General features: G+C 72.4%; 22 protein-coding genes. 13 read left to right on the forward strand and 9 right to left on the reverse strand.

Annotated features, from left to right (window positions below; all coding sequences use genetic code 11):
* Window positions 1–12: 12 nt before the first annotated feature.
* Entirely contained in the window at window positions 13–522 is a 510-nt protein-coding gene (locus ABZW17_RS19075; protein WP_354815287.1) for a PadR family transcriptional regulator, read from the forward strand.
* The gene (locus ABZW17_RS19080; protein WP_354815290.1) at window positions 522–1,121 is read left to right on the forward strand and encodes a GyrI-like domain-containing protein; all 600 of its coding nucleotides are present in this window, start codon (window positions 522–524) and stop codon (window positions 1,119–1,121) included. The genes ABZW17_RS19075 and ABZW17_RS19080 overlap by 1 nt, the downstream gene beginning before the upstream one ends.
* On the opposite strand, the gene ABZW17_RS19085 is transcribed toward ABZW17_RS19080, so the two are convergent.
* The 3 genes from ABZW17_RS19085 to ABZW17_RS19095 all read right to left on the reverse strand — a co-directional run bounded on the left by ABZW17_RS19085 (window position 1,106) and on the right by ABZW17_RS19095 (window position 4,536).
* Window positions 1,106–1,369 carry a hypothetical protein gene (locus ABZW17_RS19085; protein ID WP_103347479.1) on the reverse strand — a complete coding sequence of 88 codons (264 nt, stop codon included), beginning with the start codon at window positions 1,367–1,369 and terminating at the stop codon, window positions 1,106–1,108. The two genes, ABZW17_RS19080 and ABZW17_RS19085, sit on opposite strands and share 16 nt — an antisense overlap.
* On the reverse strand, window positions 1,369–3,432 hold the full coding sequence (locus tag ABZW17_RS19090) for an AMP-binding protein (protein ID WP_354815293.1): 2,064 nt from the start codon (window positions 3,430–3,432) through the stop codon (window positions 1,369–1,371). Before ABZW17_RS19090 ends, ABZW17_RS19085 begins: the two co-directional genes overlap by 1 nt.
* A gap of 165 nt (window positions 3,433–3,597) precedes the next feature.
* On the reverse strand, window positions 3,598–4,536 hold the full coding sequence (locus tag ABZW17_RS19095; protein WP_354815296.1) for a WYL domain-containing protein: 939 nt from the start codon (window positions 4,534–4,536) through the stop codon (window positions 3,598–3,600).
* An 85-nt stretch (window positions 4,537–4,621) separates the two neighbouring features.
* Between ABZW17_RS19095 and ABZW17_RS19100 the strand changes: the two genes are divergently transcribed.
* Entirely contained in the window at window positions 4,622–5,014 is a 393-nt protein-coding gene (locus tag ABZW17_RS19100) for a VOC family protein (protein WP_354815299.1), read from the forward strand.
* Here ABZW17_RS19100 and ABZW17_RS19105 read toward each other — a convergent pair.
* Complete coding sequence (locus ABZW17_RS19105) at window positions 4,968–5,408, reverse strand: hypothetical protein (protein WP_354815302.1); 441 nt, start codon at window positions 5,406–5,408, stop codon at window positions 4,968–4,970. The two genes, ABZW17_RS19100 and ABZW17_RS19105, sit on opposite strands and share 47 nt — an antisense overlap.
* Before the next feature lie 87 nt (window positions 5,409–5,495).
* Between ABZW17_RS19105 and ABZW17_RS19110 the strand changes: the two genes are divergently transcribed.
* The 8 genes from ABZW17_RS19110 to ABZW17_RS19145 all read left to right on the forward strand — a co-directional run bounded on the left by ABZW17_RS19110 (window position 5,496) and on the right by ABZW17_RS19145 (window position 13,391).
* On the forward strand, window positions 5,496–6,332 hold the full coding sequence (locus ABZW17_RS19110) for a helix-turn-helix transcriptional regulator (RefSeq protein WP_354815305.1): 837 nt from the start codon (window positions 5,496–5,498) through the stop codon (window positions 6,330–6,332).
* Window positions 6,325–6,513 (forward strand): DUF397 domain-containing protein, encoded by a 189-nt coding sequence (locus ABZW17_RS19115; protein WP_354815308.1) that lies wholly within the window; start codon window positions 6,325–6,327, stop codon window positions 6,511–6,513. Before ABZW17_RS19110 ends, ABZW17_RS19115 begins: the two co-directional genes overlap by 8 nt.
* A gap of 49 nt (window positions 6,514–6,562) precedes the next feature.
* Window positions 6,563–7,312: a 3-hydroxybutyrate dehydrogenase gene (locus ABZW17_RS19120; RefSeq protein WP_354815311.1), complete on the forward strand. Its 750-nt coding sequence runs from the start codon at window positions 6,563–6,565 to the stop codon at window positions 7,310–7,312.
* Window positions 7,313–7,346: 34 nt separating this feature from the next.
* Window positions 7,347–8,672: an MFS transporter gene (locus tag ABZW17_RS19125; RefSeq protein ID WP_354815314.1), complete on the forward strand. Its 1,326-nt coding sequence runs from the start codon at window positions 7,347–7,349 to the stop codon at window positions 8,670–8,672.
* Between the two features lies 1 nt (window position 8,673).
* Window positions 8,674–10,527: a GAF domain-containing protein gene (locus tag ABZW17_RS19130; RefSeq protein WP_354815317.1), complete on the forward strand. Its 1,854-nt coding sequence runs from the start codon at window positions 8,674–8,676 to the stop codon at window positions 10,525–10,527.
* A 146-nt stretch (window positions 10,528–10,673) separates the two neighbouring features.
* On the forward strand, window positions 10,674–10,985 hold the full coding sequence (locus ABZW17_RS19135) for a hypothetical protein (protein WP_354815320.1): 312 nt from the start codon (window positions 10,674–10,676) through the stop codon (window positions 10,983–10,985).
* A 31-nt stretch (window positions 10,986–11,016) separates the two neighbouring features.
* On the forward strand, window positions 11,017–11,202 hold the full coding sequence (locus ABZW17_RS19140) for a hypothetical protein (RefSeq protein WP_354815323.1): 186 nt from the start codon (window positions 11,017–11,019) through the stop codon (window positions 11,200–11,202).
* Entirely contained in the window at window positions 11,199–13,391 is a 2,193-nt protein-coding gene (locus ABZW17_RS19145) for a TOMM precursor leader peptide-binding protein (RefSeq protein WP_354815326.1), read from the forward strand. Before ABZW17_RS19140 ends, ABZW17_RS19145 begins: the two co-directional genes overlap by 4 nt.
* An 18-nt stretch (window positions 13,392–13,409) precedes the next feature.
* Here ABZW17_RS19145 and ABZW17_RS19150 read toward each other — a convergent pair whose 3' ends face one another.
* Together ABZW17_RS19150 and ABZW17_RS19155 are read right to left on the reverse strand one after the other, a co-directional pair.
* The gene (locus tag ABZW17_RS19150) at window positions 13,410–13,703 is read right to left on the reverse strand and encodes a hypothetical protein (RefSeq protein WP_354815329.1); all 294 of its coding nucleotides are present in this window, start codon (window positions 13,701–13,703) and stop codon (window positions 13,410–13,412) included.
* Window positions 13,704–13,840: 137 nt separating this feature from the next.
* Window positions 13,841–15,037, reverse strand: a complete 1,197-nt coding sequence (locus tag ABZW17_RS19155; protein WP_354815332.1) for a PHB depolymerase family esterase — start codon at window positions 15,035–15,037, stop codon at window positions 13,841–13,843.
* Window positions 15,038–15,227: 190 nt separating this feature from the next.
* Here ABZW17_RS19155 and ABZW17_RS19160 point away from each other — a divergent pair, with 190 nt between their 5' ends.
* The gene (locus tag ABZW17_RS19160; protein WP_354815688.1) at window positions 15,228–16,556 is read left to right on the forward strand and encodes a tannase/feruloyl esterase family alpha/beta hydrolase; all 1,329 of its coding nucleotides are present in this window, start codon (window positions 15,228–15,230) and stop codon (window positions 16,554–16,556) included.
* Between the two features lie 352 nt (window positions 16,557–16,908).
* Window positions 16,909–17,316, forward strand: coding sequence for a hypothetical protein (locus ABZW17_RS19165; RefSeq protein ID WP_354815335.1), 408 nt, complete (start codon window positions 16,909–16,911; stop codon window positions 17,314–17,316).
* A gap of 2 nt (window positions 17,317–17,318) precedes the next feature.
* On the opposite strand, the gene ABZW17_RS19170 is transcribed toward ABZW17_RS19165, so the two are convergent.
* The 3 genes from ABZW17_RS19170 to ABZW17_RS19180 are packed head-to-tail and all read right to left on the reverse strand — an operon-like array spanning window position 17,319 to window position 20,429.
* The gene (locus tag ABZW17_RS19170; RefSeq protein ID WP_354815338.1) at window positions 17,319–18,299 is read right to left on the reverse strand and encodes a hypothetical protein; all 981 of its coding nucleotides are present in this window, start codon (window positions 18,297–18,299) and stop codon (window positions 17,319–17,321) included.
* Window positions 18,296–19,507 (reverse strand): MFS transporter, encoded by a 1,212-nt coding sequence (locus ABZW17_RS19175; RefSeq protein ID WP_354815341.1) that lies wholly within the window; start codon window positions 19,505–19,507, stop codon window positions 18,296–18,298. Before ABZW17_RS19175 ends, ABZW17_RS19170 begins: the two co-directional genes overlap by 4 nt.
* A 46-nt stretch (window positions 19,508–19,553) precedes the next feature.
* Window positions 19,554–20,429, reverse strand: a complete 876-nt coding sequence (locus tag ABZW17_RS19180; RefSeq protein ID WP_354815344.1) for an alkaline phosphatase family protein — start codon at window positions 20,427–20,429, stop codon at window positions 19,554–19,556.
* Window positions 20,430–20,600: the final 171 nt, after the last annotated feature.

The following is a 20,600-nucleotide window of genomic DNA, read 5'->3' on the forward strand; positions in this document are numbered from 1 at the left end:
TAGAGTACTGACGTGCTGACCGACGCGGAACTGACGGTGCTGGGCCTGGTGGTCGAGCGGCCGAGGCACGGCTACGAGCTGGACGAGGTCGTCTCGGAACGCGGTATGCGCGACTGGACCGCCCTCGGGTTCAGCTCGATCTACTACGTCCTGGGCAAACTCCGCGACCGCGGCCTGGTCGCCGAGGTCGCGGGGGAACGCGCGCACGCCAAGGCCAAGAAGACGTTCACGGCCACCGAAGCGGGCCGCAAGGCGTGCGCGGCCGCCGCCGAAGCCGCCATCGCGGAGCTGCGTCCGATGCACCAGCCGGTGCTGGTCGGCCTGGCCAACAGCCCGGCGGTGCCGCCCGAACGGCTCGCGGCCGCCCTGGCCCGGCGCGCGGAAGCGGTCGGTGAACGGCTGGCCGAGGTCCGGCAGGCCGCCGACGCCCAGCACCAAGCCCCGCCGTTCGTCCGGGCGATCTTCGACTACTCCATCGCGCAGCTCGAGGCGGAAGCCCGCTGGCTGGAAGGGATGACCTGATGCCGTACGACATCAAGAAAGAACTGAAGCAGCTCTACGCGCCCAAGAACACCGACTGGGCGCTGGTGGACATCCCCGAGCAGCGGTTCCTGGCCGTCGACGGCCGCGGCAACCCGAACACGGCCGAGAGCTACAAGAAGGCCGTCGAAGCGCTGTACGCCTTCGCGTACACGATCAAGATGGCGGCGAAGCAGCGCGGCGAGGACTTCGTCGTCGGGCCGTTGGAAGGCTTGTGGTGGGCCGAGGACTACGCGGCCTTCACCGTGCGCGCCAAGGATTCCTGGCGGTGGACGATGCTCGTCGCGCAGCCGCCGTGGATCGGTGAGGAGGCGGTCGAGGAGGCGCGGGAAACCGTGCGGCGCAAGAAGAAGATCGACGCGCCGGTCCGGTTCGAGAAGCTGCACGAGGGCCGGTGCGCGCAGGTGCTCCACATCGGCTCGTACGACGACGAAGGGCCGGTCCTGGCTCGCCTGCACGGCGAATTCCTGGCGGAGCAAGGGCTCAAGGAGACCGGCCTGCACCACGAGGTCTACCTCGGCGACCCGCGCCGTACCGAGCCCGCGAAGCTCAGGACGGTGATCCGTCAGCCGGTCGGCTGATCGAGGGCGGCGAGGCCGCTTTCCCACCGCGCCCGGCGTTGGGCGGACGTCTGCTCCCACCACGGCTCACCGCGTTCGCCCAACGCCACCTTCGCTGTCTGGGTGCGCGCGCGGTCCTGGACGCGCCGGGCCGCCATCAGGTGCTTCTGCAGGCGGTCGCGGACGTCGTCGGGGATTTCGGGGTCCGTCGCGCGCCAGCGGCGCCCGTTGACGACGATGTACCGGCCGTCCGGGGTGTGCTCGGGCATCAGTACTCGCTGGTCGCCGGCCAGGTGTCGTCGTGCAGCAGGCGCTTGAGGATCTTGCCCGTCGCGTTGCGGGGCAGGTCCGGCACGAAGTACACGTCCCGCGGCACCGCGAACCGGGCCAGGCGGTGGTGGATGTACTGCCGGATGTCCTCCGCGTGCAGGGACGCGCCCCGCCGCGGGACGACGTACGCCGCCAGGCGCTGGCCCCACTCCGGGTCCGCCACGCCGACCACCGCCGCGTCGTGCACGCCCGGGAGCGCCACCAGCGCCTCTTCGACCGGGCGGGGGAACACGTTCTCGCCGCCCGAAACGATCATCTCGTCGGCCCGGCCGGTGACGAACAGGCGGCCCGCCGCGTCCAGGTAGCCGACGTCGCCGCTGGCCATCATGTCCGCCGCGCGGGCCGGGTCGGTGCCGCTCGTGTAGCCCTCGAACAGCATGTCGTTGCCGACGAAGATCTGGCCCTCGCCGCCCGGCGGCACCGGCTTGCGGTCCTCGTCCAGGATCGCCAGGCGGGTGCCCAGCGGGCAGCGGCCGGCCGTCGTCGGGGCCGCGCGCAGGTCGGCCGGGTCGGCGATGCTCGCCCAGGACACCTCGGTCGAGCCGTAGAAGTTGTAGAGGACGTCGCCGAAGGTGTCCATGAACTGTGTGACGAACGCCCCCGACATCGCCGAGCCGCTGCTGGCCACGATCCGCAGCGACGACAGGTCGTAGCGCGAGCGGACCCGCTCGGGCAGGTCCATGATCCGCTGCAGCATGATCGGCACGGCGAACAGCGCGTCGCACTTCTGCTCGGCGATGGTCCGCAGCGTCTCTTCGGCGTCGAACTTGCGGATCAGCGCCAGCGACGCCCGCAGCGCCATGCCGATCTGCATCGCCGCGAGGCCCCAGGTGTGGAACAGCGGCGCGGCCACCAGCAGCCGGTCGCCGGAGCGCAGCGGGATCCGGTCGAGGATCGCCGCCGCGGTGCCCAGCCCCTTCGGCGTGGGACGGCGGGCGCCCTTCGGCGTCCCGGTCGTGCCGGAGGTCAGCACGATCAGCCGGCCCGGCCGCTCGACCGGCTTCGGGCGGTCGGCCGGCGCGGCGTGGATCAGCTCGTCGACGGTCGGGTAGCCGGCGTCGGCGTCCGGCCAGGTGCTGATCCGGGCGAAGTCGCCCGGCACGTTCGCGATGGTCTGCGCGAACTCGTCGTCGGCCAGCACGGCGGCGGGCTGGTGCTCGGCGAGCACGTCCTTCACCGAGGCCGCGGAGAGGCCGGTGTTCAGCAGGATGACGTCGGCGCCGAGCTTGCTGGCGGCGACGAACGACTCGATCATCGCCGCGTGGTTGCGGCACATCAGCGCGATCCGGTCGCGTTCGCCGACGCCGAGTTCGCTCAGCGCGTTGGCGAGCCGGTCGCTGCGCTCCTGGACCTGGCGGAAGGTGCGGACGCTGCGTTCGTCGTGCAGGGCGAGTTCGTCCGGGACGCGCGCCGCCGCGGCCTGGTAGCCGCCCGCGACCGTGGCGCCCCACTGCGCGAGGGAGTTCAGCTGCCGCGCCAGCTTGTCCGGCCGGCCGGCGCTGAGCACGCCCGCGCGCAGCAGGATGCTCGTGGTGCGCAGCTTGGTGGCCTTGGTGCCGTCGTCGGCGTCCGGGTCGGATGCGCCGGCCAGGTGCAGGTCGAGGCGACGGCCGAGGGTCCGGACGTCCTTCTTGATCGACGAAACGAGTTCCAGGTGCGACGGCGGCAGCATCATCCGCACGAACAGCTCGGTCTTCCCGCCGGCCAGGGGTCTGAGCTCCAGGGACACCCAGGTGCCCTCGTCGGGGACCCCGCACCACACGACGTGCTCGCCCGGCCGGTAGACGACGGCCTGCATCTGCGTCTGGAGCATCGGCCCCCGCTCGGGGACGATCCGGATCACGCCCTTCGGGCCACGGCCGCGCCCGGCCGGCTCCTGGATCTCGCACCAGCTGATCTCCGGCACGAACCGCGAGTACCACTCCGGCGATCCGACGATCTGCCACACCACGTCCGGCGTGTGCCCCACGACGGCACTCGCCTCGACCACATCGTCACGCATCGCTCGTCCCTCACGTAAGTGTCACCGAACGCACGTTCAGGTCACGGAGGCGTCACATTAGCAGCAAACGGGTGATCGCGGATACTCCGAACGGCCAGATACCGGTGGGTAACGGACACTCGTAGTGGGTCCTCCGGCTGTCCATTGTAGAGGAATTAACAGCGTTCACCGAGCATAGCGGGCCACCAGCTCCGCACCCAGGCGTGCCAGCTCCGCCCGGACCGAGTCCGGATCTTCGACGTCGACGAGCGCGCCCCACCCCGCGAGCTCCTGGGCGATCATGACCGGCGCCGGCGCGGCCACCCGCGCCCGGACGCGGTCCCCGGGCAGTTCGGCGACCAGCTCGCAGTGCCGCCCGAACCGATCCCGGAGCACGCCGAACCAGCGACGGTCGAGCACCACGTGCGCGCTGAGCAGGGACCGCCGCTGCTCCACCTCCTCGACGACCTCCTGCCACACCCGCGCCAGCTCCAGGTCCGACGGGCGGTCCGCGGGCTCGTCGGTCGGGGAGGCCGCGACGATCCGGTCCACGCGGAAGGTGCGGCGGCCCTTCGCGGTGCCGGCGACCAGGTACCAGACGTCGTCCTTGTCGACCAGGCCCCACGGGTCGACCAGGCGTTCCGACCGCTCCCGCCCGGCGTAGGCCAGGAGGACCCGGCGGCGGGCGATGACGGCGTCACGCAGCAGGGAGACGATGGGCGGCCGGTCCTTCGGGCGCTCGCCCCAGCCCGCCTGGTCGACGACGACCGCGTCCGCGGCGGCTTCGGCCTCCGCGCGGAACGTGCCCGGCAGCGCGCCCATCAGCTTCCGCAGCGCGGACTTGACCTCGGGGGAACCGGCCGCCGCCGGACCCGCGAGCAGGAAGAGGGCTTGGGCCTCACGGGCGCTCAGGCCGGAGAGGTCGGTGCGCGCGCCGCCGACGAGCTGCCAGCCGCCGCCCCGGCCCGGCTGCGGGTAGACCGGCACCCCGGCCGACGAGAGCGCTTCGAGGTCACGGCGGGCCGTCGCGACGGAGATTTCCAGCTCGGCGGCCAGTTCGGCGGCCGTGACGCGGCCGCGGGCTTGCATCAGCAGGAGGGTGGCCACGAGGCGGTCGGCGCGCATGGGGGAAGTGTCGCAGTCAAAGTGCTCACTCCGTGAGCACTTTGACTCCGCAGGATGGCTCCACACGAGGGAGAAGGAGCAGGACATGCTGCGAGGAATGGCGACCGTCTCGTTCTACGCCGACGACCACGAGGCCGCGAAGGCCTGGTACACCGAGTTCTTGGGGATCGAGCCGTACTTCACCGTCCCCGGATACGCGGAGTTCCGGATCGGCGACTACCGGCACGAGCTCGGCATCATCGACCGCCGTTACGCCCCCGCGAAGCAGGACGGCCCGGGCGGCGAGATCGTCTTCTGGCACGTCGACGACCTCGAAGCGACGGTCGCCCGGCTGCTCGAGCTGGGCGCGAAGGAGTACGAGCCGATCACCGAGCGGGGACCCGGGTTCGTGACGGCGTCGGTCGTCGACCCGTTCGGCAACGTCCTCGGGGTCATGACGAACGTGCACTACCTTGCGGTGCTGGCGGAACGCTCATGAGCCGGTACGCCTCTTCGACGCACTTCTCGCACCGCCGGTGCCGGGCGGTCCTGTCCCACGGGTCCCGGCTGTAGAAGGGGAAGCAGCCCGCGCCGCAGCTGGCGAAGTAGATCAGGCCGAGCCGTACTTCGCCGCGCCCGACGTAGTGGACGGCCCGGCGGCGCGGCTCCGGGCCGCACTCGGGGATCCAGCCGTGGTCGGGCAGGCGGGCGGCGGCGATCTCGTCGAGCTCGCCGGCGCGCGTGATCAGGTCCGCGCCGAGGCAGGCGAGCCGCTCGCCGAGATCGCGCATGCCGTCGGCCCGCAGGGGCGGGCCGCTCAGCCAGGCGACGTCGCCGGGGAGCGTTTCGGCGAGGTCGCGAAGACGGGTCAGAAGTGCGTGGTCCGGGTCCATGACCAGCAGGGAAACCGACGCGGATCCGCGACACCAGCGGGCGGGCGGCCGGACGGAAATGTCGGACCCCGGTGACAGAATGCGCTCATGGCGACACCCTTCGCGACACCCCGGGCGAGAGCGCTCGGGTTCGGGCTGCGCACCTGCCGGGAGGCGCGGAACCTCGGCGTGCGGCAGCTGGCCCGGAAGATCGGCGTGCATGCGCAGGAACTGTCCAACTGGGAGTACGGGAAGCGGATCCCGAAGATCGAGCAGGTGGCGCTGCTGATGGGGGCGCTGGTGGTGGAGCCGGGGGAGCGGGCGAGGTTGCTGGACCTCGCCCGCACGGCGACCGAAGAGAACTGGCTGGAGGCCTCGAAAACCGGGATCTATGTCCTGTACGAGCGCGAGGCGAGCGACTTGTTCAACTGGGAACCGGCTCTGGTTCCCGGACTGTTGCAGACGCGGGCCTATGCCCGGGCGGTGCTGAGTGATCTCGGCGTGGCGGGCGATGAGCTCGAGAAGCTCCTTCTGCTGCGGCAGGTGCGGCGCGGCTTGCTCACCGGGCCGAGGCCGGCCGATTTCCGGGCGGTGATCGGGGAGTCGGTTCTGCGGCCGCCCTTCATCGAAGCTCCGGTGATGGTCGAGCAGCTGCAGCTCCTGCTCGACCTCTCGCGGCGGCGGAACATCGGTATTCGGGTGCTCCGCGGCACCGGCAGCTACCACCCGGGGTACTGCGGCCCGCTGTCGATCCTCGAATTCCCGCAGCTGCCGCCGATCGTCTTTCTCGAGCAATATCGGGTAGGTGGCTACCTCTACGCTGAGGATCAGGTGGCCGACTACCGGTCGGTCGCGAAGTCCCTGGCGGCTCTCGCGCTGAGCGAGCCGGACAGCTGCGCGCTGATCAGGGAGGTGCTTGCCGACCTCGGAGGCTCGGATGGGTGAGTGGCGGATCTCCGGCTATTCGGAGAAGATCAACTGCGTGGAAGTGGCGCTCGGACCTGCGGCAAAAATCCGCGACACCAAGGATCGGTCCGGCGGCACCCTCGAAATCTCCACCCGATCGTGGGATGCCTTACTCTTCGCACTGTGTCGCCCGGCCACACTGGATCTTCCCCAGGTGTAGCCCTCTCGCACATAGCTCGCGACCGGCGTCACGCTTACCGTTCCCGTCCATGACCAGCGATCTGGACGGGCGCACCGCCCTCGTCACCGGCGGGGCCGGTGGCATCGGCCTCGCCTGCGTCCGCGCCCTCGCCGCGGCCGGGGCCAAGGTGCACGTCGTCGACTTGGACGCCGACCGGGCCGAAGCCGCCGCCACCGAGGTCGGCGGGTGGGCGCACGCCGCCGACCTCGCCGATCCCGCCTCCGTCGGCGCCTTGCCCGCCGAAGTCGACATCCTGGTCAACAACGCCGGCGTCCAGCACGTTGCGCCGATCCAGGACTTCCCGCCCGAGCGGTTCACCCACATCCAGTCGCTGATGGTGACCGCCCCCTTCCTGCTCATCCGGCACGCGCTGCCCTCGATGTACGCGCGGGGGTGGGGGCGGATCGTCAACATGTCGAGCGTCCACGGGCTGCGCGCGTCCGCCTTCAAGGCCGCCTACGTCGCCGCCAAACACGGTCTCGAAGGGCTCTCCAAAGTCGCCGCGCTGGAAGGGGCCGAACACGGCGTCACCAGCAACTGCGTCAACCCGGGTTACGTGCGCACGCCGCTCGTCGACGGGCAGATCGACGCCCAGGCCGCCGAGCACGACATCCCGCGCGAGGACGTCGTCGCCGAGGTCCTGCTCAAGCGGGCCGCGATCAAGAAACTGATCGAACCCGAAGACGTCGCTTCCCTGGTGGTGTGGCTGTGCTCGCCGCACGCCGGTCACATCACCGGGGCCTCCATCCCGCTCGACGGCGGCTGGACCGCCGCTTAACCCGCCGCACAACCACAAGGAAGTGGAGCCCGCAGTGAGCCAACCCCACCGGTCGGCGATCGCCAAGATCGTCGGCGCGAGCCTGATCGGCACCACCATCGAGTGGTACGACTTCTTCCTCTACACCTCGGCCGCCGCCCTCGTCTTCAACAAGCTGTTCTTCCCGACGGCGAACCCGCTGACCGGCACGCTGCTGGCGTTCCTGACCTACGCCGTCGGGTTCCTGGCCCGCCCGATCGGCGGCCTGGTCTTCGGCCACTTCGGCGACCGGCTCGGGCGCAAGAAACTGCTGGTCGTCAGCCTCGTCCTGATGGGCGGCTCGACCTGCCTGATGGGCGTCCTGCCGACCTACGCCACCGCCGGCGTCGCGGCCCCGATCCTGCTCACGCTGCTGCGGCTCGTCCAGGGCTTCGCGCTCGGCGGCGAATGGGGTGGCGCCGTGCTGATCGTCTCCGAACACGGTGACGGCCGCCGCCGCGGGTTCTGGGCGAGCTGGCCGCAATGCGGCGCGCCCGGCGGCAACCTGCTGGCCACCGCCGTCCTGGCGATCCTCTCCGCCACGCAGTCCGATGCGACGTTCCTGTCCTGGGGCTGGCGCGTCCCCTTCCTCCTCTCCGGTGTCCTGCTGCTGATCGGGCTGTGGATCCGGCTGGCCGTCGCCGAGTCGCCGGTGTTCCTCGCCGCCCAGCGGCAGGCCGAGGCGCGGGTCGAGAAGCACGTTCCGGTGGTCGACGTCTTCCGCAACAGCCGGCGTCAGGTGCTGATCACGATCGGCGCGCGGATGGCCGAGAACGTCTCGTACTACGTGATCACCGCGTTCATCCTGGTGTACGTCACGACCGGGCTGCACCTGCCCAAGGGCGTCGGGCTGACCGCGGTGCTGATCGGTTCGGCCGTGCACTTCGTGACGATCCCGCTGTGGGGCGCGCTGTCCGACCGCGTCGGGCGGCGTCCGGTCTACCTGTTCGGCGCGATCGGGATGGCCTTGTGGGGCTTCGCGTTCTTCGCCCTGCTGGACACGAAGTCGTCGCCGGTGATCGTGCTGGCCGCGACCGTCGGGCTGGTGCTGCACGGCGCGATGTACGGGCCGCAGGCCGCGTTCTTCGCCGAGCAGTTCCCGACCCGGGTGCGCTACACCGGCCTTTCGGTCGGCGGGCAGCTGTCGTCGATCGCCGCCGGGGCCGTCGCGCCGCTGATCGCCGTCGCGCTGTTCTCGGCGTGGGGCAGCACCGTGCCGGTGTCGCTGTACGTCGCGGCGATGTGCCTGATCACGGTCGTCGCCCTGCTCGCCGCCCGCGAAACCCGCGGCGAATCGCTGCACGACGACGTCGAAGCGGAAACGGCGACCGTTTCGCCCTAGCATGACCGCCGTGACCGCACCCTCGGACGCGCTGCGCCGGCTGCTCGACCTGCTCGCCTCCGGGGCGAGCACCGAGCAGCTGGCGCACGTCGTCGTGGCGGCCCGGGCCGGGGGCACGCTCGGCCCGGCCGACCTGGCCGCGCTGGCCAGCGCGGGCGAGCTGGCCCTGCGGATCCGCGAAACCCTGGCCGAGCACCGGCGGCGCGAAGCCCAGCTCACGGCGTTGTTCGAGACCGCGAGCGAGCTCGCCGCGCTGTCCGACCCGGACACCGTGCTGCGCTCGATCGTCCGGCGGGCGCGGGCGCTGCTCGGCGTCGACGTCTCCTACCTGAGCCTGAACAACGAGGCCGAGGGCAAGACCTACATCCGGGTCAGCGACGGCTCGGTGTCGGCGGAGTTCCAGCAGATCGTGCTCGGCCTGGGGGAGGGCCTCGGCGGGCTGGTCGCGCAGACCGCGCGGCCGTACGCGACTTCCGACTACTTCACCGACGAACGGTTCAAGCACACCCGGCACATCGACTCCGGCGTGCAGGACGAGGGCCTGACCGCGATCCTCGGCGTCCCGCTGGCCATCGGCCCGAAGGTGCTCGGCGTGCTGTTCGCCTCCGACCGCGCCGCGCGGGAGTTCTCCGCCGACGAGGTGGCGCTGCTGTCGTCGCTGGCCGACCACGCGGCGATCGCGCTGGACAGCGCGAACCTGCTCGACCAGACCCGGCGCGCGGTGGCCGAGCTCAACGAAGCCAACGCGACGATGGAACGCGCCGAAGACGCCCACGACCGGCTGACCGACCTCGTGCTGCGCGGGGGCGACCTGCCGGACGTCGCCGACGCCGTCGCCGGTGTGCTGCACGGCGATCTCACGGTGTACGACGCCGACGGCACGCTCCTGGCGAGCTCGTCGGCTCCGGTGCCGCTCGACGCCGACGCGCTCGCCGCGGCCCGCGCGTCCGGGCGCGCTGTGTCCACAAAGGACAGCTGGGTGTGCGCGGTGCAGGCCGGCCCGGAACTGCTCGGCAGCCTCGTGCTGGCGGGCCGCGCCGGGCTCAGCGATCCCGACCGGCGGCTGTTCGAACGCGCCGGCGTCGTGACGGCGTTGCTGCTGATGCTGCGGCGGTCGGTGGTGCGCGCGGAGGACGAGGTCCGCGGCGAGCTGCTGACCGACCTGCTCACCGCCCCGGACCGCAACCCGCGGGCGCTGCTGGCCCGCGGCCGCCGGCTGGGGATCGACCTTTCGGCGCCGCACGCGGTCCTGGTCGCCCACGCGGACGGCGGCTCGCGGCGGCGCGTGGCGAGCGCGGCCGCCCGGCACGCGACGCTGGTCGGGGTGCACGCGGAGGAGGTCGTGCTGCTCGCGGCGGGCGACCCGGACGAGCTGGCCCGGCGCGTCGCGGCCGACCTCGGTTCGGTCACCGGCCGCCCGGTGACGGTGGGCGCGGCGGGCCCGGCGGGCGGCCCGTCGGCGATCGCGGACGCCCACGGGGAGGCGGCGCGCTGCGTCCGGGCGCTGCTGGCGCTCGGCCGGACGGGCGAAGGCGCGGCGATGGCGGGCCTGGGGTTCCTCGGCCAGCTCCTCGGCGACCGCGCGGACCTGGACGCGTTCGTCCGCCGGACGCTCGGACCGGTCCTGGACTACGACGAGCGTCGCGGCACCGAGCTGGTCGCGACGCTGCGGGCGTACTTCGCGAACGGCGCGCAGCTGGCGCGGACGAAGGACGTGCTGCACGTCCACGTGAACACGGTGGTGCAGCGGCTGGAGCGGGTGGCGTCGCTGCTGGGCGAGGACTGGCAGGGGCCGGACCGCGCGCTGGAAATCCAGCTGGCGCTGCGGTTGCACCGGCTCGGTGCGCCGCGGTGACCTCCGTTTTTGTCGGTGGTCTCCGGTAGCGTGGAAAACGGGGGGCGCCCCCGCGGGCCCGGCAAGTACCCCCGCCCGGCCCTAGCGGAACCCCGGCCGGATTCGGCACGGTGGGAGTTGACGGATACCAACACCGAGGGGGTCTCGTGAAGGAATTCGAAAACGCGCTCGCGGCTGCGTTCGGGGTGGACCGGGCCGAACCGCCCGCTCTGACGATCGACCAGCTCGACGGGCGGCTGCCCGGCTCGGCGGCGGTCCGGGCGTCGACCTGTGTCACCCGCGCCGAGGCCGCACCGGCGAGCGCCTGCTTCTGCCGTGCGGACCACACCGAGCCGGTCATGGCGACCGTCTGCCTCTGCCGGGCCGAACCGGCCGCCGCGGTCCTGGCGACCGTCTGCCGGGCCGAGCCGGTCGGCACCTGCTTCTGCCGGGCCGAGCCGGTGCTCGCCCAGGCCTAGCGGGGCCAGGGAACGACCTGGAGGGGGTCTCGTGCAGGACTTCGAGAACGCGCTGACGGCGGCCTTCGGGCCCGGCCCGGCCGACGGGCCCGAGCCGGCGATCGACCGGCTGGACGGCCCGGCGATCGTGTCCGCGCCGGTGCAGCTGTGCGTGGCCCGCCCGGCCGGGCCGGTGCTCGGGTCGGTCAGTCCCTGCCTGGCGCCGGCCGCCGGGTGACCGACCCGCCCGAACCGTCGCCACCCGTCGTCGGGTTCAAGCGGCACCTCAGCACCGCGGTGGTGCCCGGTGATGCGGTCTACGTCCTCTCCGAAGACGGTGCCACCGCGCTGAGCGGGCCGCACCTGGAGTCCCTGGTTCCGTTGCTGGACGGCACCAGGGACTTCGCCGCCCTGCGCCGTGACCTGCCCGCCGACGTCCCGCCCGACGAGGCTTCCGGCGTGCTCACCCGGCTCGCCGCAGCCGGGCTGATCGGCCTGCGCCCGGCGGCGGCCACCCCCGAACTGGCCTACTGGGACGCCGTGGGCGGCGAACCGGCGCACGGCCGGGTCGCGCTGGTCGGCGGCGACGCCGCGGCCGCCGGCGCGCTGCGCGCAGCCGGGCTCACCGTGGCCGAAGACGCCGACCTGTCCGTCGTGCTGTGCCACGACTACCTCGACGAGCGTCTGTCCGAAGTGGACGCCGAACACCGCGCGTCCGGACGGCCGTGGCTGCTCGCCAAACCGCTCGGGGCGCGGGTGTGGATCGGCCCGTTCTTCACCCCCGGCGACGGCCCGTGCCGGCACTGCCTGGCCGCCCGGCTGTGGGGCAACCGGCCCGCCGAAGCCCACGTCCGGGACGCGCTGGGCCGGCCCGGCCCGTTGCCCCGCCCGGAAGTCGCGTTCACACCGCTGACCGCCGTCGCGCTCAACCTCGTCGCGCTCGAAGCCGCCAAGTGGCTGGCCGGGCAGCGGTATCCGGGGCAACGTGCACTGTGGACGTTCGACAGCCGCGACCTCACCGGCGAACGGCACGAGGTGCGCGCCCGGCCGCAGTGCCCGTCGTGCGGAAACCCGGAGCTGGTGCGCGAACGGACGCGCCGGCCCGTCGTGTTCGAGTCACGGCCCAAGTCGGTCACCGACGGCGGCGGCCACCGGGCGCTGCCGCCGGAGCAGGTCCTGGACACCTACCGGCACCTGGTCAGCCCGCTGACCGGGGTCGTCAAGGAACTGCGCCGCGACACGCGCGGCCCGGCGCTGTTCAGCTCGTTCCGGTCCGGGCCGAACATCGCGCTGGGCCGCCGCGGCGCGATGCGGCTGCGCACGGCGTTGCGGAGCGAGAACGGCGGCAAGGGCGTCACGCCGCTCCAGGCCGAGGTCGGCGCGCTGTGCGAGGCCCTCGAACGGCACAGCGGTCACCACGACGGTGACGAAGAGCGCGTGCGCGCCAGTTTCCGTTCGCTGGGCGGCAAAGCCGTGCACCCGGACACGTGCCAGCTCTTCCACGAACGCCAGTTCGCCGACCGGGCGCGCGGCAACGCGAGCCACGGGCCCTTCCAGTTCGTCTGCGACCCGTTCGACGAGGACGCCGAGCTGGACTGGACGCCGGTGTGGTCGCTCACCCACGGCGAGCACCGGCTGTTCCCCACCGCGCTGCTGTACTTCGGCGCGTCCGGGCCGCCGTCGCTGTTCCCCGACTCGAACGGCAACGCCGCGGGCAGCACCTTGGAAGACGCCGTACTGCAGGGAATGCTCGAGGTCGTCGAACGCGACGCCGTCGCGCTGTGGTGGTACAACCGCACGCGGCACCCGGCCGTCGACCTGGACGCCTCCGGCGACCCCTGGATCGCCGAGCTGCGGCGGGCGTACGCCGAACTGGGCCGCGAGCTCTGGGTCCTCGACGTCACGGCCGACCTCGGGGTGCCCGTTTTCGTCGCGCTGTCCCGGCAGACCGGCGGCCCCCGCGAGGCGATCATGCTGGGCTTCGGCGCCCACCTCGACCCGGCCGTCGCGCTGCGGCGCGCGCTGACCGAGCTGAACCAGATGATGCCCGCCGTCCTCGACGGCTGGGACGGCGGCGGCGACCCGGACGCGGTCCGGTGGCTGCGGGACGCGACCGTGGCCAACCAGCCGTACCTGGTACCGGACCCGGCTCCCGGGGTCCGGCACGACGACCTTTCCGCGCCCGACCTGCTGGCGGACGTGAAACTGGTGCAGGCCAGGCTCGAAGCCGCCGGGCTGGAGGTGTTCGTGCTCGACCAGACGCGGCCCGACATCGGCCTGCCGGTGGTGAAGGTGATCGTGCCGGGCCTGCGCGGGTTCTGGGCGCGGTTCGCCCCCGGCCGGCTCTACGACGTGCCGGTGCGGCTCGGCCGCCTGGCCGAGCCGACCGCCTTCGACGCCCTCAACCCGATGCGGATCTTCCTCTAGGACAACCCCCGGTGCGGGTCAGAACGGCGAGCAGTAGTGCGTCGACCGGGACGTGGCCGGGAAGGGGAGTCCGCCGTAGGTGGTGTCATCCCAGACGTAGACGCCGTAGAGGGTGGAGCCGACGTACTTGTTCGCCCGCGACACGAAGTCGTGGTAGACCGTCAGCCCCGGCGGGTTCTCGGACCAGTTGCGCGTGCCGCAGTACCGGCTGTCGTCGAGGGTCGTGGCGTGGCTGCCAGACGCGAACCCGAGCAGTGCGGCCGCGGTGGCCGCGACCACTGTCGCGCCGGTCCGCCATCGGTGTCCGATCATGCTGTTCCTCCCGTGGTTGTTTTCCGGCCGGGAGGAACGATTCCCGGTCGTTGCCCGGGGTCACCAGGGCAACGACCGGTTTCGAACCAAGTGCGGACCAGGCCCGGACCACGGAGCCAGCCACCGGATCGAGGGTCCTAGCACTGACCGTCGGCGAGCACCCAGTAACCCGGGGACGTCTCGCGCAGGGCGTGCACGGTGAACGTGTTCCACAGCCCCATGGCCTGGTTCGACCCGTTCGCGTAGGTCTGGCCCGCGCTCTGGTGCGCTCGCCCCGCCTGCGTGTGGGCGTAGTTGGACGCGCTCACGCAGGTTCCCGAGGGAGTGGTGGTCGACGTCGGCGGTGGAGTGGTGGCCGTCGTGGTGGGGCCCGATCCCTTGTCCAGTCCGAAGAACACGCCCGTGTAGTAGCTGGAGCAGATGCCGGCCAGGAAGTACGCGCCGGTGCTGCCGCACTGCGTCGTGCCCGTGCCCGGGTCGACCGCCGTGCCGTGGCCCATGCCCGCGATCGAATACAGCTGGACCTGGTCGCCGTAGTTCGTCAAGGTCGTGCCGCCGGGCAACGACTGGGTGCTCGTCGGCGTTGGGGACAAGCCGTGCACCGCCGTCCACTGGTCGCGCAGCTCGGTGCCGTTGACCGGGTAGACCGTGTAGTCGCCCGTGCCCTGCCAGATCGCGACGCGCGGCCACGGGCCGCCGTAGCCGGGGTACTGCGCCTTGACCTTCGACGCCCACTGCGCCGGCGTCAGGTGCTGGTCGTTCTGCTGGCAGTTCGTCGCCTCGGTGACGCTCGTGGCGCACTGGGCGGGCAGCCCCGCGTCGATCCCGCCGCCGGCGAAGACGTCCGGGTAGGCGGCGAGCAGGTCGGCAGTCATGCCGCCGCCGGCCGACAGCCCGGTGACGAACACCCGGGAGCGGTCCGAGCCGTGGTCGGCGATCGCCTTGTCCACCATGGACCTGACGGACGCGGCTTCGCCGTTGCCCCGGGTGTCGTCGGCGGTGGAGAACCAGTTGAAGCACTTCAGCGAGTTGTTGGCCGTCGACTGCTGCGGGAACACGACCTCGAACCGCCAGCGGTCGGCCAGCTCCGGCCAGCCCGAGTGGGCGTGGTAGTCCGCCGCGCTCTGCGTGCACCCGTGCAGGGCGACGACCACCGGACGGCCGGTTTCCAGCCCGGCCGGGGTGTAGCTGTACATCGCCAGCGCCCCGGGGTTGGCGCCGAAGGACGTGGTCTGCACCAGGGACGACGGCGGCGGATCCGCGGCGGCCACCCCGACGGTGGTGAGCACGGCGGCGGTGATCGCGGCGAGGCCGGCGAAGGCGAGTTTGCGCATGATGAGTTCCTTCTCGTCGTTGAGAGGGTCCCCAGCGACGCTAAATCCGCCCCGCCGCCGGAACCATGTGGCCGCCCACCACATCGTCCCGGCGATTAGTGGTGGCGGGCGGGATGGCATCCGCCCGGTGCGCGCGCTTGGGTTCGTGCATCGGAAGAGGCGGAGGTGGACCGTGCGGAGTTGGCTGGCTTTGGTTCTCGCGGGAGCGCTCGCGGCGGCGCTGCCCGCGTCGGCGTCGGCTTCGGCCGGGCGCTGCTCGGCGCCCGTGCCCGGCGCACAGCAGCAGATCGCCGCGTGCCTGGACGACCTGACGACGACCGGGACCGTCGCGTCCGGGCACACCGTCGAGGCCGACTGGGCCGGCCTGACGTCGGCGGGGTTGCCCACGTTCGGTGCCGTGCCCGGCGTGCAGGTCGACGGCTACTTCCCGGACACGTCGACGGCGAACACCAACCACGGCTGGAACCACGACGCGCAGTTCGTGCTGCGCCTGCCGGACCGGTGGAACGGCGGCCTGGTCGTCTCCGGCTCGCCCGGCGTCCGGCGCCAGTACGCCAACGACCGCGCGATCGGCGACCAGGCGCTGGCGGCGGGCTACGCGTTCGCCGCGACCGACAAGGGCAACACCGGCGCGGCCTTCTACACCGACGGCGTCCGGCCGGGTGACGCGCTGGCGGAGTGGAACTCCCGCGTCACGCAGCTGACGCTGGCCGCCCGCGCGGCCGCGGCCCGGCACTACGGCCGTCCGGTCACCAGGACCCTCGCGGCCGGGCTGTCCAACGGCGGGTACCTCGTGCGGTGGCAGCTGGAGAACCGGCCGTGGCTCTACGACGGCGGTGTCGACTGGGAGGGGACGCTGTGGCGGCCCGACGGGCCGAACCTGCTCACGTTCCTGCCACCGGCGTTGCGCGCGTACCCGGCGTACGCCGCGGGTTCGGAAGCGGCGCACCAGTCCATTTTGGACGCCGGGTTCGCGCCGGGGTCGGAGTTCCTGTGGGACTACCACTACCGCGTCTACTGGGACCTGACCCAGCGGATCTACCGTGAGGAGGTCGATCCGTCGTTCGACGGCGCGGTCCAGGCGGGGACGCCGTTCTGCGCCCCGGGAACGCCGGCTTGCGACGCGGACTACGCGTACTCTTCGCGGCCGGCGCCGGTGGCGCGGGCGGTGGAGCGGATCTCGCTGACCGGGCGGATCGGCAAGCCGCTGCTGACGCTGCACGGCACGCTCGACACGCTGCTGCCGATCACCCGCGACTCCGACGTCTACGACCGGATGATCACGGCTGCGGGCCGCGGGGCGCTGCACCGGTACTACCGCGTCGAAGGCGGCAACCACGTGGACGGCTTGGTCGACGCCTACCCGGACCGGCTGCGCCCGCTGGGCCCGTGCTTCCGGACGGCGTTCGACGCCCTCGGCGGCTGGCTGCGCGGCGTCCGCCCGCCGGCCTCGGCGACGATCGCCCGCCCCGCCGGGGCGACCCCGGCCGAGCTGGCGCGCACCTGCTCGCTGGGCTGATCGTCGAGCGCCGTCGACCGGGTGGCGGGCGAGGGGCGGGATTGCCCGCCACCCCGGTCGCGGGGTGCGCGAATCGTACGAAAACGCGGGTGAACCGAATCGAACCGCGGGCCGTACTACTCAGTGACGGGCCCGGTCCACCCTGCCGCCAAACCCGTGCTGACCTGCCGTTTTGCCGTCCGGACGGTCGACCCCTTTCGGCCGCTTGCGGGAGCGTTGCCCGTCATTCATGATGGGCGGCGGGGTCCGTGAAAATTCGTTAAACCCGAATAACCAGGTGTCGGCCATGCTGCGGAAGAACCGTCCGTCCGGAAGTGAACGTCATGCTGCTACCCGCGCCCGGGGCCCCCTGATGGCCGCCGACCTGCCGGGCCTCGCCATCGTGGCCGGGCTGCTGGTGCCCGTCCTCGCCGCCACCGCGTGGGCGATCGCCCTGGAACGGCGGCCGCGCCGGCGGCGTCCGCCGGCCGAACCCGATCCCGAGCCGGACTTCACCGTGGCCGGCATCCAGACGCGCCTGCGCCGGGAGAAGGCCGCGAGGCAGCTGGCCGAAGCGGGCACGGTCGCGCTGCCGACGCTGCCGATCCCGGCGCAGACCCGGCGCCAGCCTCTCCTGGACAGCCTGCCGTTGCGCGTGGTCGGCTCACTGCCGCCACCACGCCCGGCGACGGCGGGGGCCCCGGCGCCGCGGTTCGCCTTCGCGCCCCCGGACACCGACCTGATGCGCCGGATCCTCGACGGCCTGCGCCGGCTGGACTGACGTCACCCGCCCAGCGCGGCGGGGGACTCGGCCTCCGGAACCAGCACCTTGGGCGCGCCCGAGCCGTCGGCCGGGACCGACCAGACGTCCGCGTGGCCGGGGCCGCGGGGGACGCCGTAGCCGATCGTGTGGTCGTCCAGCCAGGCCGGCTGGTCGTCGACGCTGCGGGTCTCGGCGAGCGGCGTCACCCTCGACGCCGCCAGGTCCAGGACGGCCAGCCGCCAGCCGCGCGCCGGGTCACCGTCCACGGCGGACTTGAACGCCACCCGCGTCCCGTCCGGCGACAGCGACGGGCACTCGACGTTCTCGCGCAGCGTGCGCACGGTGTGGGCGGCGAAGTCGCCCGCCACCAGGTAGCGGTGGCCGGCGGTCGACATCGTCGCGTAGAAACTGCGGTCGTCGCGGGTGAACGTGACGCCCCAGAAGTTGAGGTCGGTGGCCTGGTACGGCCGGCCGTCGACGGTCACCGCGTAGTCCTCCAGCGTGCCCGCGAGGTCGCCGGTGGCCGTGTCGAGGATGCCGGCGCGGGTGGAGAACAGGCCGCCGTTGTACGAATCGCCGGTGACGAACACCGTCCACGCGAGCATCCGGCCGCTCGCCGACACCCGCGCCCGGTTCGGCAGCCCGACCAGCGGGATCTCCCGCTGCACGGCCAGCCCGCGGTCGAGCACCGCCAGCTGGTAGGTGGTCAGGTCGCCGTCCTGGCGCAGGCAGAGCCCGGTGCCGCCGGCGGCGTACACGCGCGTGCAGGACAGCGGCGACACCGTCCGCGGGCCGCCGGGGTCGCCGGCGGAGACCGTGGCAATGTGCCCGCGGTCGGCGTCGGCGGTGCTGCGGAAGAGCAGCCGCGGGCCGGGGGCGAGGCTGACCGCGCCGGTCGTGGCGACGTCGTGGTTGCGCGCGCCGGCGAACCCGACGTAGGCGACCGCCGCCCCGGCCAGCACGAGCACCCCGGCGACGGCGACGAGGATCCGGGTCTTCACGCTGTCGCCTTCCGCGGGGCGAGCACCGCGAACGTAACGGCGATCGCGACCACGGCCCCGCCCGCCGCGACGACGATCGCGCGGTCCGCGCCCCAGAACTGCCACGCCAGTCCGAAGAGGACGGACGAGGCGAAGTAGGCGAGCGCCTGCGCGGTCTGCACGAGCGAGATCCCCGTGGTGCGCAACGACTCCGGCAGCAGCGGGCCGGCCAGGGCCATCAGGACCCCGTCGGTCGCCGCGTAGAACGCGCCGTACAACGCGAGCGCGAGGACGAACAGCGGCCAGCCGGACACCGGCCCGGCCAGCAGCAGGTAGACCAGCGCCAATGCGCCGTAGCCGCCGAGCACCACCGGCAGCCGCCCGACCCGGTCGGCGAGCGCGCCCAGCGGCGCGGCGAGCAGCAGGTAGCTGAGGTTCGTCCCCACCGCGAGCAGCGGGAACCAGCCGGTGGCGATGTCCTCCTTGTGCTGCAGCAGCAGGTAGACGAACCCGTCGCCGACCGTGGCCAGCCCGAGCACGCACGCGGCCACCAGCAGCCGCCGGACGCCGCTGCCGCGCAGCAACGCCGCCGCCGCGCGGGGCGAAACCGGCGTCGCGGCCGCTTTCGGCGTCCGGCGGTCGCGGACGAACAGGACCAGCAGCAGGACGCCGATCGCGGCGATGCAGAAGCTGACGACGAACACGGCGTTGAACGCCTCGGGGTCGGTCGCCCCCACCGCGGCCAGCACGGCGAGCGCGACCAGCGGACCGGCGAAGGCGCCCATGCTGTCCATCGCGCGGTGCACGCCGAAGGCGCGGCCGAGCAGCGGTTCGGGGGCCGAGAGGGTGATCAGCGCGTCCCGCGGCGCCGTCCGCAGGCCCTTGCCGGTGCGGTCGAGCGTGATCACCGCGCCGATCGCGGCCGCCGACGCCCCGGCCGCGACCAGGCCGAGCTTGGCCACCGCGGACAGTGCGTAGCCCGCGCCGGCCACGACCTTGCGCCGCCGGATCCGGTCGGCGACGTACCCGCCGACGATCCGCAGCACCGCCGTCGCACCGGTGTAGAGGCCGTCGACCAGGCCGTAGGCGGCCGGGCCGAGGTGCAGGCCGAGGACCAGGTACACCGGCAGCACCGCGGTGACCATCTCCGAGGAGACGTCGGTGACCAGGCTGACGGCACCCAGCGCGAAGACGTTCGCGCCGACCGCCGAGAGCTTGCGCCGGGACATCGCCCCAGCATGCTCTCGGCGGCCGATGGTGGACAGGTACACGCGGTTACTGCCAGACGTCGAGGATCGGCGACTTGCTCGCGGCGTTGCCGATGCCCGGCAGGCCGTAGGACGCCTCGATCGTGCGCAGCACGGTGTAGTGGTTGATCGACTCGCTGTAGCTGCCGACCTTGACGTTGGCGCCGGTGAACGTCGTGAAGATCTGGTTGACCGACGTGCCGCTGTCCTCGTCGAAGGTGGTGATCAGCAGGCTGTTGTGCGTCTTGGCCCACTGGGCGTAGGCGTCGAGGTGGTTCTTCAGCCAGGTGTCGCCGGTGCCGATGCTGCAGTCGTGCATGTCGTTGCACATGTCGGGCGTGACGAACGAGACGGTCGGCAGCTGGGTGAAGTCGCTCGGGAAGCTCGAGAACCGGACGTTGCTCGCGGCGGGGACGTTCGAGAAGTCGACCCAGCTGTTGTGCTTGCGCCGGTAGGTGCCGCTGGAGCAGCCGGTGTAGCCGTCCGAGGGCATGGCCTCGGAGTAGCCCTTGAACGTCTTGCCCGCGCCGATCAGCTGCTGGCCCAGGTTGGCCTTCGCGCCGAGGTTGGCCGGGCAGGTGTCGTCGGTGACGCCCTGCGTCGCGCCGGAGAAGAGGGCGACGTAGTTGGGCTGGCTCGGGTGGGTGATCGCGAAGGAGCTGGTGAACTTCGCGCTCTGCGAAGCGAGGGTGTTGAAGTAGGGCGCGCTGGAACTGCCGTTGATCGAGGAGTACTTCTTGTTCTCGAACATCACCAGGACGATGTGGTCGAACGCGGGCACGGCCGACGCGGTCGGCCGGATCGCGCCGAGCTCGTCCGTTCCGGTGACGACGGCCGCGGTGACGACACCGGCTGTGACCAGGGCGGCGGCGGCGAACGCGGCGAAGATCCGCTTGCGGATCATGGGTCCTCCAACGGTGGCGGGTGAGGGCGCCTCATGATGTCCACGACAGGGGGCCGGGACGTGCCGTGTCGTGGTCCGGCTCGTGAACACCAGGAAACCTCCGGCGGACAACGGAAAGAGTGGGTTAATGCCTTTCCGGTGTCAACCCTCTTTGGTAGGTGTCCACAATGG

Source organism: Amycolatopsis sp. NPDC004625 (assembly GCF_040609695.1).
Taxonomy (GTDB): Bacteria; Actinomycetota; Actinomycetes; order Mycobacteriales; family Pseudonocardiaceae; genus Amycolatopsis.